The 12825-nt window shown below is 73.0% G+C and carries 10 protein-coding genes; 5 read left to right on the top strand and 5 right to left on the bottom strand.

The genetic code is table 11. The annotated features are described in order from the left end of the window. Nucleotides 1-155: 155 nt before the first annotated feature. The 3 genes from I6A81_RS34810 (at nt 156) to I6A81_RS34800 (ending at nt 3104) form a co-directional block, all read left to right on the top strand. Nucleotides 156-935, top strand: a complete 780-nt coding sequence (locus I6A81_RS34810; RefSeq protein WP_203001234.1) for a hypothetical protein — start codon at nt 156-158, stop codon at nt 933-935. Between the two features lie 508 nt (nt 936-1443). Beyond that, the gene (locus I6A81_RS34805) at nt 1444-2151 is read left to right on the top strand and encodes a hypothetical protein (RefSeq protein ID WP_203001207.1); all 708 of its coding nucleotides are present in this window, start codon (nt 1444-1446) and stop codon (nt 2149-2151) included. Nucleotides 2152-2339: 188 nt separating this feature from the next. Then, nucleotides 2340-3104, top strand: coding sequence for a hypothetical protein (locus tag I6A81_RS34800; protein WP_307875123.1), 765 nt, complete (start codon nt 2340-2342; stop codon nt 3102-3104). A gap of 301 nt (nt 3105-3405) precedes the next feature. Here I6A81_RS34800 and I6A81_RS34795 read toward each other — a convergent pair whose 3' ends face one another. Further along, a complete protein-coding gene (locus I6A81_RS34795) occupies nt 3406-4392 on the bottom strand; it encodes a pseudouridine-5'-phosphate glycosidase (protein ID WP_203001209.1) in 987 nt (328 codons plus the stop codon). 480 nt (nt 4393-4872) lie between these two features. Between I6A81_RS34795 and I6A81_RS34790 the strand changes: the two genes are divergently transcribed. Further along, nucleotides 4873-5652, top strand: a complete 780-nt coding sequence (locus I6A81_RS34790) for a hypothetical protein (protein ID WP_203001211.1) — start codon at nt 4873-4875, stop codon at nt 5650-5652. A gap of 331 nt (nt 5653-5983) precedes the next feature. Here I6A81_RS34790 and clpB read toward each other — a convergent pair whose 3' ends face one another. Beyond that, nucleotides 5984-8602, bottom strand: a complete 2619-nt coding sequence (gene clpB, locus I6A81_RS34785) for an ATP-dependent chaperone ClpB (protein ID WP_203001213.1) — start codon at nt 8600-8602, stop codon at nt 5984-5986. 379 nt (nt 8603-8981) lie between these two features. Between clpB and I6A81_RS34780 the strand changes: the two genes are divergently transcribed. Next, a complete protein-coding gene (locus I6A81_RS34780) occupies nt 8982-9689 on the top strand; it encodes a hypothetical protein (RefSeq protein WP_203001214.1) in 708 nt (235 codons plus the stop codon). A 123-nt stretch (nt 9690-9812) separates the two neighbouring features. Here I6A81_RS34780 and I6A81_RS34775 read toward each other — a convergent pair whose 3' ends face one another. The 3 genes from I6A81_RS34775 to grpE form a co-directional block, all read right to left on the bottom strand. Further along, the gene (locus tag I6A81_RS34775) at nt 9813-10445 is read right to left on the bottom strand and encodes a heat shock protein transcriptional repressor HspR (protein ID WP_203001216.1); all 633 of its coding nucleotides are present in this window, start codon (nt 10443-10445) and stop codon (nt 9813-9815) included. A 402-nt stretch (nt 10446-10847) separates the two neighbouring features. Further along, entirely contained in the window at nt 10848-12008 is a 1161-nt protein-coding gene (gene dnaJ / locus I6A81_RS34770) for a molecular chaperone DnaJ (RefSeq protein WP_203001218.1), read from the bottom strand. Nucleotides 12009-12106: 98 nt separating this feature from the next. Next, entirely contained in the window at nt 12107-12619 is a 513-nt protein-coding gene (grpE, locus tag I6A81_RS34765; RefSeq protein WP_407661427.1) for a nucleotide exchange factor GrpE, read from the bottom strand. Nucleotides 12620-12825: the final 206 nt, after the last annotated feature.

Genomic DNA, 12825 nt, shown 5'->3' with positions numbered 1-12825 from the left:
GGCCACGTGACGGCCGAACGGATATGTCCTTCTCAAGACATGGTTGATATTGGCGCCAGCGCGTTTTCCTCCGGCATGGTGTTGCCCGTAGATAACGGTGGTTATCGCGGGTCGGACCGGCCTGGGTGAATGTTCGGAGGGACACGGTGAGCGTCATGGGGCGGGACCGCGGATTCGGGGTGCGTCGAACGGTGCGTGGCGGGGTCGTCGCCGCGGCCGCGGCGCTGGCGCTCCTGGCCACGGGGTGCCAGGAAGGCGAGATCCCGACCGGCCCGGGGGCCACGCCCCCGCCCGCGACGGGGCAGGCCGCGCCGCCATCGGCGGAGCCCACCGAGGACGGGGTGCCGGACCTGTTCGCCGCCGACTACGTGCTGGCGGCCGGCCCGGAGACCGAGGGCTTCGAGAGCTCGGGCGGGGTCGTGGACGAGGACGCCGACGCCAGCCTGACGCGCCGCGAGGTGGCCGAGTGCGTCGGCGTGGCCGACTTCAACCCGTCGGAGCCGTTCGACGAGAGCCAGGGCGACACCTTCACCTATGTCGAGGAGTCGGAGTTCCAGGCGACCAGCCGGGCGAAGATCCTGCCCGAGGTCGAGATCCTCCAGTACGAGGCGATCGTGACCAACCCGGCGTTCGGCGACTGCTACCGCGGCGCGCTGGAGGAGCGTCTGGCGGGCGCCGAGAGCCCGGACGGCTTCACCTACGAGATCGTCGCCGTCGAGACACCGCCCCCGCCCCGCGGCGCGACCGCGCTCATCCGGACCTCGATGGGTATCAGCGACGAGTTCGGCACCTACGGCTACGTCTTCGACACCGTGTACTTCTACGTCGGCAACGTCGCCGTCGAGCTGGAGGTCCACAACATCGCGGACGTTCCGCCACCCACGATTGAGCAGGGCATGATCGACCAGATCGCCGGCAAGCTGGCCGACCAGTAGCTCCTGATGGTTTGCCCGGCCTGGTGGCGCCGACCCCGGCGCTACCAGGCCGCGTCGTTTCCGGCCCGCTCGGGCCGCGTCGGCGGCCCCGCTGGTTCCCACCGGAGACGTCCCACCGAACGGCGTCCCACCGAACGGCGTCCTCCTGAACGGCGTGTCGCGGGACGTGTCCCGCGAGCCGTCCGCGTGCCCAAAGTGTCACTCACCGGACAGTGGCGGCGTGTCTGATCCGCTGCGAGAGTCTCAGACCAGCGGGCGCCGGTCGCGGGCAGGCGTCCCGTGGAGCGAGGACGACGCGGGGGACCCCACCAGCGGCGCGTCGGCCGCCGTCTCGTCGGTGGGCTGGGTTCATCGGCGCGCGGGCGGCCGCCGTGCGCGCTCGGGTCCGCCTCGTCCGGATCCCGCGGCGCGGTGGACTCCCGCCGCCGGAGGAGGAGCTGAGGAGATGGGCATCTTGTCGCCACGGACGCGGCAAGGGACACGGCCACGGACGAGGCCGCGGGGGGCGATGATCGGTATCCTCGCTGGTGCCTTCGTGCTGGCCCTCGTGGGCTGCGGTGACGACGGCTCCGGCGAGAACCCGGTGACGTCGTCCCGGATCACCGGGGCGCCGACCACGACCGCGCCGCCGAAGGAACTGGACGTCTTCGACTACCTCTACACGCAGGGCCCCGAGACCGCCGACTTCACGGTGGACAGCGAGGCGACCGCCGGCGACGTCACCGCCGCGGACGTGTCGCCGTTCACCGAGCTCAACAAATGCCTCGGCCAGACGGAGCAGGACCCCGTCGCCGCGGCGAACGGGGCGCAGCTGACCAGCTCGGACAACCTGGTGCAGGTCACCTCCGCGGCGCAGGTCATCACGCCCGAGCTCGCGGCCAGGCACGCCGAGCTCCTGCGCGACCCGCGGTGGGACGCCTGCGTCATGAGGTTGATCGCCCAGAGCGCGGCCGACGACCCCGCGGCCGACGACTCGGGGACGCTCGGCAAGATGAAGCGGCGCGACGCCGCCGTCCCACCGGGCGCGCAGGCGCGGTCCTCCTACGTCATGCCCATCGTGGCCGAGGGCACCTCGGTGGAGGTCTACGCCGACATCATCTTCGTCGGGACCGGGCGGGTGGAGAGCCAGCTGCTCGTGATCTCGGCGCTCGAACCAGCCGACCAGCTGGCCGAGGCCGCCACGGCCCAGCTTCTCGCCAAGATCGTGAAGCAGTAGGGCGTTCCGGCGCCACCCACGGCCGGGGCGGTACCCGGCCGTGGGGCGGGTCGCCCGGCTCCCTAGGCTTCGGACAGGATCGTTTTGCCAGGATCGGCCGATCCTGACGGGATCGCGGTCCCGCCGGTCAGGCGCCGCCGAACCGGCGGGCACCCGATCCTGGCTGGCCGAGGGATGGGGTGGGAACGGTGACGCGGTCGACCGGAGCGCGGATCATGGCCGGCATGGGGGCGGCGGCGCTGGCGCTCACGCTGGCGGCGTGCGGGCTGACCGGCGGGGACGACGACGAGCCCACGGCCCCCCAGGGCTCGCCCACCACGGCCATCACCACTGTTCCGGTCGCGCCGACGACGGCGCCCGCGCCCTCGGCCCAGGCCGCGGACTTCGTCCTCACCACGGCCGCCGGGCTCACCGGGTTCGCGCCCGCCACCGGCGGCGACGGGACCGGGGCGCCGCCCTTCATCGCCCTGGCCTCCTGCCTCGGGGTGTCCCCCGCCGACGTCGCGGACGGGTCCACGGACCAGGCGGCGGGCGCGAACCTGGCGAACTCCGGCACCGGGATCACCCTCTGGTCGGCCGCCCAGATCGTGCCGGCCGGCCAGGTGGAACGCGACGCCGGCCTGCTGCGCCACCCGCGGTTCGCCGACTGCGCGGCGGAGCAGGCCAAGACCGACGCGCTGGCCGCGATCGAGGCGAGCGGCGCCACGGCGTTCGACGCCGAGGCGGTGGTCCTCGAGACGCCGCTGCCGGCCGGGGCGCTGGGCCGCACCTCCGTCGTCGTGGTCGCGGGCACGTCGGCCGGTGGCCAGGCGCAGCTGTTCTACGACACCGTCTATCTCGGGTCGGGCCAGGTCGAGGCCCAGCTCCACCTGGTGGGCAGGATCGACCAGCCGGGCGAGGACCTGGTCAACGCGGCGGTCGCGCAGCTGACCGCCAAGCTCGGCCAGCAGTAGGGAAGCTCGGCCAGCGGTAGGGCGGCCGGCCTTCGCGCAGGGAGCCGAGTCGACGCCGCCCCCCGGGGCGGTCGTCGCCAGGCCCGGTCGGCGTGCCTACCGGGACCCTCGTGACCGGTCAGCGGGGTGGCCCCTGACATGCGGCTGGTCATGACCTGTGGGGTGTTCGGCCATGATCCCAGACGCCATGGTGCCGAAAACCTGCTCGTCTGGCACCACAGCCCATGGACCGATCCCAGGACCGGCCGGCCACCAGCGGTTTCCATCGCCCCACGTGGCCGGCCAACGCCGGCCCTCGGAACTAACGGCGTGACTGGCTCCAGGCGTTCGCGATCTGGGCGGCGACCGTCACGTTGCCGCGGACGACCGCCAGGTTGACCTCCAGGCTCGCGCCGGCGGTCTCGCGGTGGAAGGCGGCCAGCAGGAACGGGGTGACGGCCTTGCCGCGCAGCCCGGCCCGGCTCGCCGCGGCGAGCGCGTCGGCGAGCACCCGGTCGTGCAGCTCGCGGTCCAGCGCGTCGGGCGCGGCGACCGGGTTGGCGACGACAAGCGCGCCAGGCGCGCCGAGCCGGTCGGCCGCCGCCATCACCGCGGCGACCTCGCCCGCGTCCTGGACCCGCCAGTCCAGGCGATGGCCGGTGCCGGGCAGGTAGAAACCGGGGAAGTCCGCGGTCCGCCAGCCCAGCACCGCGACTCCGAGCGTCTCCAGCCGTTCCAGGGTCGCGCCGACGTCGAGGATCGACTTCACCCCCGCGCAGACGACGGTGATCCTGGTCGCGGCCAGCGTCGGCAGGTCCGCCGACTCGTCGTAGCTGTGCCCGTCGGATCCGTGGGCACCGTCGGCTTCCTCGTGGCCGGCGGCCCGGGAGGTCTGGCGGGAAGGCTGGGCCGAGCCCCGATGCACGCCACCCAGGCCACCGGTGGCGAAGACCCGGATCCCGACGCGGGCGGCCAGCCAGGCGGTGGAGGCGACCGTGGTGGCGCCGGTGCGCCCGAGCGCCGCCGCGGGCGCGAGGTCGCGCACCGACAGCTTCAGGACCTCGTTCGGATCCTCCGTGATCTGGGCGAGACCCGCTTCGTCCAGCCCGATCGTCGGCACGCCGGCAAGCACCGCGATCGTCGCCGGCACGGCGCCGTGCTCGCGGACCAGCTCCTCCAGCTCGGCGCCGACCGCCCGGTTACGCGGAGCCGGCAGGCCATGCGCCAGCAGTGTCGACTCCAACGCCACCACTGGCCGCCCAGCGGCCAGTGCCTCGGCAACCGTGGCGGACACCTTCATGTCGGGCATGGCCTGACGATAGGGCTACCCATGTCGGGGCGGGGCCCCGTGGGCGCGGTACCGCTGCCTTGGTACCGCGGGCTCGGTGGCGCGGGCTCGGTGGCGCGGGCTCCGCGCCGCCGCGGACGGCCCTCCTCGCCGTCGGCGGGGAACGGCGCCGAGGGCCGCCGGAAGACGCGCTCGACGAGCCAGGGCCTGGCGGGTGACGCTGGCGCCCTTGACAGCGGTGATTGCGGCTTCCAGGGCGGGGGAATGAGTGCTGGCCGGTCTCGGAACACGCATGCCAGCACCACTGCCGCCACCCGCTGCCGCCATTTCGCGGTGACCGCTTCGGCGCCTGCGCGGAACGCGGCGCCGCTCGCCGGGCGCCGGCCGGAGGACATCGGGTGAATCCGATGGAAAGGAGGTGTCCCGGCGCTGACACGGAGGTCGTGGGGGTGACATCCGCCGACGGTCCACAATTATTCCCGGCCGCCTATTCTCGATATCGTGAACAATGCATCGCAGGGTGGCCGCCACCGGAATCGGCGGCGCTTTCTTCCGGTTCTGGTGACGGTCATCGCCGCGGTGCTCGTCGCCGCGCTGGCCGGCTGCCAGAGCTCGGGCTCGCCCAAGTCGAAGAACACCAAGGGCCCCGACCTGGACGACGTGTCGGTCTCGGTCACGGCGACGGCGGCACCGAGCACGGCGCCGGCCGTGCTGCGGGCGGCGGACTTCGTCCTCGGTGAGGGGCCCGAGACCAGCGCCTACACGATGGAGCCGGACACCGACCCGACCGAGGCCTCGCTGTTCGAGGACCCGATCCCCACCTGCATGGAGCTGTCCCAGTCCGACCTCGGCGGGCGCTCGACGGATCACGCCAACGGCCCGGTCTTCACCGACGACGCGGTCGGTACCAACATCCGGTCGTTCGCCGCGGTCTACGCGTCGACAAGCACCGTGAGCAAGCACCGTGAGCTGGTCCGCCACGACCGGTTCGCCGGCTGCTGGGGCCGCGCTCTCGTGGACGAGCTCATCAGCGACGGCGACGACGCGACCCTGCTCGGCACGAACTGGGCCACGCCGCCGGCCGGCGCCACCGACCGGATCCAGATCCAGCTGACCCTGCTCACCGAGGGCACCGAGATCGAGCTGCACGTCGACATGGTCACCATCTTCACCGGCCAGGTGGAGTCCACGATCTTCATCATCAACCCGTTCGAGCCGATCGACGAATCCGTCCTGGGCACGCTCACCAACCAGGTCGAGAAGAAGATCGCCAAGCAGTAAGGCGGTCGGCTCAAGGTCGCCCAGGGGCGACCATCCGGACCTCCCAGATCGACTCCGCAGGCTCCGTCGATCCGGCAGGGACCCCGGCTCCGCCGTCGGGACGCTCCGCGCCCCGACCGGACCCGGTCGATGGTCAGTCCATATAGCCGGGGTAACCCCCGTCCGAGGTCGGTGGCATGGCCGGGTGGCGGTTGCCGTAATGGTGTGAACGTTTGTGTCCGGTCAGCGTTGTCCGGGCGGCTCGAAATACCAGCGAGGCGGTAGGACAGTGTCGTCCTACCGCCTCGTTCCGGCGTCTGGCCTGGCTGACCGCGCTGCGGGCTGGTCGCCGTCAGAGGGTCTTGCCCGCGGGGACGGCGGGGCGGACGGTCAGGCCGCGGCCGGTGTCGTCGAGGTCGACGAGGACCTCGTCGCCGTCGTGGACCTGGCCGCCGAGCAGCTCGCGCGCCAGCTGGTCGCCGATCGCGGTCTGCACCAGCCGGCGCAGTGGGCGGGCGCCGTAGACCGGGTCGTTGCCCTCGTCCGCGAGCCAGCCCTTGGCCGCGTCGGTGACCGTCAGGGTGATCCGCCGGTCGGTCAGCCGCCGGCGCAGCCGGTCGAGCTGCAGGTCGACGATCCTGGTCAGGTCCGCCCTGCCGAGCTGGTCGAAGATCAGTACCGCGTCGAGCCGGTTGACGAACTCCGGCTTGAACGCCTCCCGCACGGCGACCTGCACCATGTTCGCCCGGGCCTCGGGGGACAGCGTCGGGTCGGCGATGTACTGCGAGCCCAGGTTCGAGGTCAGCACCAGGATCGTGTTGCGGAAGTCGACGGTGCGGCCCTGGCCGTCGGTCAGCCGGCCGTCGTCGAGTACCTGCAGCAGCACGTCGAAGACGTCCGGGTGGGCCTTCTCGACCTCGTCGAGCAGGATCACGCTGTACGGCCGGCGCCGGACCGCCTCCGTGAGCTGGCCGCCGGACTCGAAGCCGATGTAGCCGGGCGGGGCGCCGATCAGCCGGGCCACCGAGTGCTTCTCGGCGTACTCCGACATGTCGATGCGCACCACCGCGCGGTCGTCGTCGAACAGGAAGTCCGCCAGCGCCTTCGCGAGCTCGGTCTTGCCGACGCCGGTCGGGCCGAGGAACAGGAACGAGCCGGTCGGCCGGTCCGGGTCGGAGATGCCGGCCCTGGCGCGGCGGACCGCGTCGGAGACCGCGCGGACGGCCGCGTCCTGCCCGATGACCCGGGCGTGCAGCTCGTCCTCCATCCGCAGCAGCTTGGCGGTCTCGCCCTCGAGCATCCGGCCGGCGGGGATGCCGGTCCAGCTCGCGACCACCTCGGCGACGTCGTCCGGGCCGACCTCCTCGTTCAGCATCGGCTGGCCGTCCGCGTGGCCGCCGCCGCCAAGGGCCTCGGTGGCGGCCGCCAGCCGCTTCTCCAGCTCCGGGATGGTTCCGTAGCGCAGCTCGCCGGCCCGGGCGAGGTCCAGGTCGCGTTCGGCGATCTCGGCGGCGCGGCGGGCGTTCTCCAGCTCCTCCTTGACCTTCTGCACCTCGCCGATGGCGTTCTTCTCCCGCTGCCAGCGGGCGGTCAGCGCGGAGAGCTCCTCCCGCTTGCCGGCGAGCTCACGCCGCAGCCGCTCGAGCCGGGCCTTGGACGCGTCGTCGCTCTCCTTGGCCAGCGCCATCTCCTCGATCTCGAGGCGGCGCGCGGCCCGCTCCAGCTCGTCGATCGCGACCGGCCGGCTGTCGAGCTCCATCCGCAGCCGGGAGGCCGCCTCGTCGACGAGGTCGATGGCCTTGTCCGGCAGGAACCGGGCGGTGACGTACCGGTCGGAGAGGGTGGCGGCGGCGACCAGGGCGGCGTCGGTGATCCGCACGCCGTGGTGGACCTCGTAACGCTCCTTCAGGCCGCGCAGGATGCCGATGGTGTCCTCCACCGACGGCTCGCCGACCATGACGGGCTGGAAGCGGCGCTCCAGCGCCGGGTCCTTCTCGATCCGGGTGCGGTACTCGTCCAGCGTGGTGGCGCCGATCATCCGCAGCTCGCCGCGGGCCAGCATCGGCTTGAGCATGTTGCCGGCGTCCATCGCGCCCTCGGCGGCGCCCGCGCCGACGACGGTGTGCAACTCGTCGATGAAGGTGATGATCTGACCCTCGGCCGCGCGGATCTCGCTCAGGACCGCCTTCAGGCGCTCCTCGAACTCGCCGCGGAACTTGGAGCCAGCCACCATCGAACCCAGGTCGAGCGAGACGATCCGCCGGCCACGCAGTGACTCCGGCACGTCGCCGGCGACCACGCGCAGCGCCAGCCCCTCGACGATCGCGGTCTTGCCGACGCCCGGCTCGCCGATGAGCACCGGGTTGTTCTTGGTCCGCCGCGACAGCACCTGGATGACCCGGCGAATCTCGGTGTCGCGGCCGACGACCGGGTCCAGCTTGCCGGCGCGGGCCTGCTCGGTCAGGTCGATCGAGTACTTCTCCAACGCCTGGTAGGAGTCCTCCGGGTCGCGGCTGGTCACCCGGCGGGCGCCTCCGCGCACCTTGTCCACCGAGGCGCGCAGCGCGTCGGCGGTCGCGCCGGCGGCGACCAGCACGCGCCCGGCCTCGCCGCGCTCCTCGGCCAGGGCGATGACCAGGTGCTCGACGGACGTGTACTCGTCGCCGAGGCGGGCCGCCTGCCGCTCGGCGTTGTCGAGCACGGTGATCAGCTGGCGGGAGAGCTGCGGCGGCGCGACGCTCGCGCCGGTCGCGTGCGGGAGCCGGGCGACGGCGCTCTCGGCGCGTTCGCGGACGGCGTCGAGGGACGCGCCGGCGGCCGTGACCAGCGCGGCCGCGGCGCTGTCGCGCGGCTCGAGCAGCGCGGTGAGCAGGTGCAGCGGGTCGACGAGCGGTGACCCGTCCCCGGTCGCCCGGGAGATGGCGGAGGAGAGCGCCTCCTGCGAGCGGGCGGTCAGCCGGTCAGCGTTCATGTGGTCCCCACGGTCCTCGACGTGTCAGCGACATCGGCGACATCAGGCGCGGTCTCCGCCTGAGATTCGGGTCCTCTCAGTGTGCGTGTTCCCGCCTGCCCAGCGCTTCATGCACTGAGCATACCTGAGCCTACTCCACTCAACTTGATGCCGGCGCGCTCTGCTCCGGCGCGGTCGCGGTCGCGGGCACCGGTCCTGAGGGACCGGCGGGAGCCCGCCGACCATGGCCGGTGGGTTGATCGACGGGAACACCGCCGCTCGCGGCCAATCGCCGCACCCCGGCGAGGGCAGGAAGATCGGGTCCCTTACAGTCGTCGTCCGCCCATGGTCCGGATCGTCCGGATGCGTCGGTGGAGGATGGGGACCTCCTGGCATGTGGATGACCTGGACGAACTCGCGGGCCCGGCTCATGCTGGCCGGCGCGGGCGCCGCGACGGCGTTCGCGCTCGCGCTCGGCGGCTGCTCCACGGCCGACGACAAGCCCGAGACCGCCGCGCCGTCGGCCGGCACGGCGACGGAACTGAACGCCATCGACTTCGTCTATGCCAAGGGCCCGGAGGACAACGACCTCACCGAACTCCAGGCCGCGGCGGGCGAGGACCCGACGGACCGCGACGCGTTCCCGTACGCGGACATCGCCGAGTGCTTCGGCAAGGAGGTGGACTTCCCGTCGTCCAGCGCGTCCGGGCCGGCGCTGCAGGGCCCGGAGGGTGTGTACTCCATCATCTCGTACGCGCACGTCGTCACCCCCGAGCAGCTCAAGCGCCACACCGCCCTGCTGGGGGAGGGTGACCTGACGGGCTGCCTCATGTCGACCATGGGGGAGGACGCGGCAGACGACGGCCTGTCGTCCGTGGACACCTGGACCAGCCGCGACACGCCGCTCCCGCCAGGGGCGCTCGCGCGGCTGTCGTTCGTCATGCCGTCGGAGGAAGGCGGCGCCACGGTCGAGTACTACTCGGACATCGTCTTCCTCGGCACCGGCCGGGTCGAGGCGGAGCTGATCGTGATGTCCATGGGCAATCCCGTCGACGACGTGGTGGAGAACGCCACCGCCCGATACGTCGCGCAGCTGAAGCTGCAGTAGTCGACACCAGCGCGGCCGGTCCGTGCCGGACTGGCTGGTGGAATCGCCCGCGGCCCGGCGTCCCCGGGGACCCTGGAGGCCGCGGCCGCCGCCCGGCCGCCGGGGCCGGACACCGCCGCGTGCCTATCGGCGCGGCCCCGGGCGCCAGATGACGATGGCGCCGCGGTCCACCGGGACGAGGTCGCGGCGGTGGCTGGCGTGCGCCTCGGCGACCCGCCGGTCGGCCTCGGCGCGGGTCTTGGCCAGCTCCTCGTGCAGCGCGCGGACCTCGGCCTGCAGCGCCAGCACCTGCGCGCCGAGCTGGAGGATCTGCCGGATGCCCTCCAGGTTGACGCCCTCCTCCTGGGACAGCCGTTGGACCTCGCGCAGCAGCGCGACGTCGCGCGCCGAGTAGCGCCGGCCGCGCCCGGCGGTCCGGCCGGGCGTGACCAGGCCGAGCCGGTCGTAGGACCGCAACGTCTGCGGGTGCATGCCGGCGAGCTCGGCGGCGATCGAGATCACGTAGACCGGGGCGTCGACGTCGTGCGCGGGCCCGGGCAGGCCCGGCAGCGGGTAGGCCGGCCGTTCCCCGGTGGCTCCCGGCGGTGGGCCGCCCGGCCCCGCCGCGGCGCCAGGGACGCCGGCGGGCCGCGCCCGGCCGCCGGCCCGCCCGGGCACGCCGGCGTCGTGGACGGCGCTGGCGGGGTCGCCGCCCGAAGGGCCGCCCCTGGCTCCGGTCATCGGTGGGTCGGAGGTACGGTGCGTTCTAGGATTCATCTGCCTGCCTCACTTCCTTGACCGGCCCGGAAGCCGGCTGAAGTGCCCTCCCCGCAGACTGGCGAACAGTAGGCCGTCTTCGGATGTTTCGTTGGCCCACCTCGTGGTCAAGGAGGCGCCGCTCGGGTCTCCGGCGTCCCGCTCCGGATCGGCGAAGCGATCGGGAGGTCCGGAAGCCGAAGGCCCGCCGGCAGGTCTTGCCCCGCCTGTGCCTCCGGTGCTGGTCGGGCGGTGACGCCCGGCATCGAAGGAATGGTCCCCGGCGGTTGTGGACGGCCGGACTACCGGGAAGCCGCGCGAGGCACGGCGAACACGGTGGCCCCCACCTTGGCCGTCAGTGTTCCAAGGTCGTCAGTGTCCCAAGGTCGTCAGTGTCTCAAGGCCGAAACTGTCTCAAGGCCGTTACTGTCCCAACAGTGTCATCAGCGCCTCGCGTGGGTCGCCCGGGTGCGCCTGCGCGAACTCCTGCAGCGCCGTTCGCGCCTTCGGTGACAACTCGTTCGGCTTGGGGACCGCCACCTCGACGGTGACGATCAGGTCGCCGTTCCCGCCGCCCGCCTTCGGGATGCCCCGCCCCTTGGCACGCAGCCGCTTCCCGCTCGAGGTACCCGGCGGCACCTTCACCGTCAGCGGAGCGCCGTCCAGGGTGGGCACCCGTACCGACGCGCCCAGCGTCGCCTCGGAGAAGGTGATCGGCAGCGTGATGGTCAGGTTCGGGCCCTCGCGGCCGAACACCTGGTGTGGCTGGACGTGCACGGTGACCTCCAGGTCGCCGGGGCTGCCACCGCGCTCGCCGGGGCTGCCACGGCCCCGGACCTTGAGCCGCTGGCCGTCCGCCACGCCGGCCGGGATTCGGATCCGCTGTTCCCGTTCCCGTCGCCCGCTGCCGTGGCAGTCCGGGCACGGGTGGTCGATGATCTGGCCCTTGCCCAGGCACTCCCGGCACGGCTCGGACAGGGCGAACCCGCCCTGCGAGCGAGAGATCACGCCGAGCCCGCGGCAGACCGAGCAGGTGCGCGGCACAGTGCCGGGCCGGGCGCCCAGGCCGTGGCAGGTCGCGCAGGTGGCTGCGCCCGGGATCCGGACCGTGGCCTCGAGCCCCGTCAGTGACTTCTCGAACGAGATCGTGACCTCGGCCTCGATGTCGCCGCCGCGCTTGGGGCCACGACCCGGCGAGGACCGCTGGAACAGGTCGCCGAACAGGCCGCCGAACCCGCCCGCGCCGCCGCCGAGCAGGTCGTCGAAGGGGACGTTGCCCTGGCCGCCGAAGCCGCCGCCATAGCCACCGGCGCCGCCGGGGCCCGTACCGCCGGGGAAGCGCCCGGACTGGAACAACGCCCGGGCCTCGTCGTACTCGCGCCGCCGGCGCTCGTCGGAGAGGACGTCGTAGGCCTCGGAGATCTCCTTGAATCGTGCCTCGGCCTTGGCGTCTCCCGGGTTCTTGTCCGGGTGCAGCTCGCGGGCGAGCTTGCGATACGCCTTCTTGATGTCCGCAGCCGGCGCGTCCTTGGGAACGCCGAGAGCGGCGTAGTAGTCCTTCTCGACCATGTCACGAACACTCACGGCGCCCCTCCTCTCTTCATGATGTCCTCAACCGGACCGCCGGTGCGCGGGGCCCCCTGTTAACCAGGGACGCGCACCGGCTGACCAGATGCGCGGGATCACGACTCCACGCTGGGGCCGCCCCCCGGGCCGGGCACGCTGCCCGTGTCGTCGGGAGCTGGCGTGTCCGCCGACGCGCCCCCCGGCTCGGCCGACGCCTCTGGTTCGTCGATCGGCTCGGCCACGGCGACCTGCGCGACCCGCAGGACCCGGCCGCCGTAGGAGTAGCCGGACCGGAAGACCTCGACACAGGTCGGCGCCGTGACGTCCGGCCGGTACGAGTGCATCAACGCCTCGTGGACCAGCGGGTCGAACTCGTCGCCGACCGTGCCGAACCGCGCCAGCCCGATCGACTCCAGCGCGGCCTCGAGCGCCTCGGCGACCGCCTTGAAGGGACCTTCCAGATCCCCGTGGTCCCGGGCGCGCCCGATGTCGTCGAGCGTGGGCAGCATCGCGCCGAGCACCCGCCCGGTCGCCTGCTCGGCGATCATCTGCCGGTCCCGGTCCATGCGGCGCCGGTAGTTGTCGTACTCCGCCTTCAGCCGCTGCAGGTCGGCCGTGCGCTCCTGCACGGCCGAGTTCAGCGACTCGATCAGCTGGAGCAGTTCGGGGCTGTCGGCCGTGGGCCCCGCGGCCCCCCGGGGGGGGCCGGCGGCCCGGCAACGCGCCCGGGGAGACCCCCACGAGGGCGCCGCCGCGAGGGCGGCCGCCCTGCGCGACCTGGCCAGGCTCCGCCCGGCGGACTAGATCCTTCCTGGATCAAGGCGTCCGACTGGTG

Source organism: Frankia nepalensis, from assembly GCF_016786325.1.
Lineage (GTDB): Bacteria > Actinomycetota > Actinomycetes > Frankiales > Frankiaceae > Pseudofrankia > Pseudofrankia nepalensis.
The sequence above is the reverse complement of the archived record's forward strand: the minus strand, read 5'-3'. Positions and strand labels throughout refer to the sequence as shown.

Coding starts and splice junctions, on each gene's coding strand:
- I6A81_RS34810 (WP_203001234.1), top strand. CDS start 156: ATGGGGCGGGACCGCGGATTCGGGGTGCGTCGAACGGTGCGTGGCGGG.
- I6A81_RS34805 (WP_203001207.1), top strand. CDS start 1,444: ATGATCGGTATCCTCGCTGGTGCCTTCGTGCTGGCCCTCGTGGGCTGC.
- I6A81_RS34795 (WP_203001209.1), bottom strand. CDS start 4,392: ATGCCCGACATGAAGGTGTCCGCCACGGTTGCCGAGGCACTGGCCGCT.
- clpB (WP_203001213.1), bottom strand. CDS start 8,602: ATGAACGCTGACCGGCTGACCGCCCGCTCGCAGGAGGCGCTCTCCTCC.
- I6A81_RS34780 (WP_203001214.1), top strand. CDS start 8,982: ATGACCTGGACGAACTCGCGGGCCCGGCTCATGCTGGCCGGCGCGGGC.
- I6A81_RS34775 (WP_203001216.1), bottom strand. CDS start 10,445: ATGAATCCTAGAACGCACCGTACCTCCGACCCACCGATGACCGGAGCC.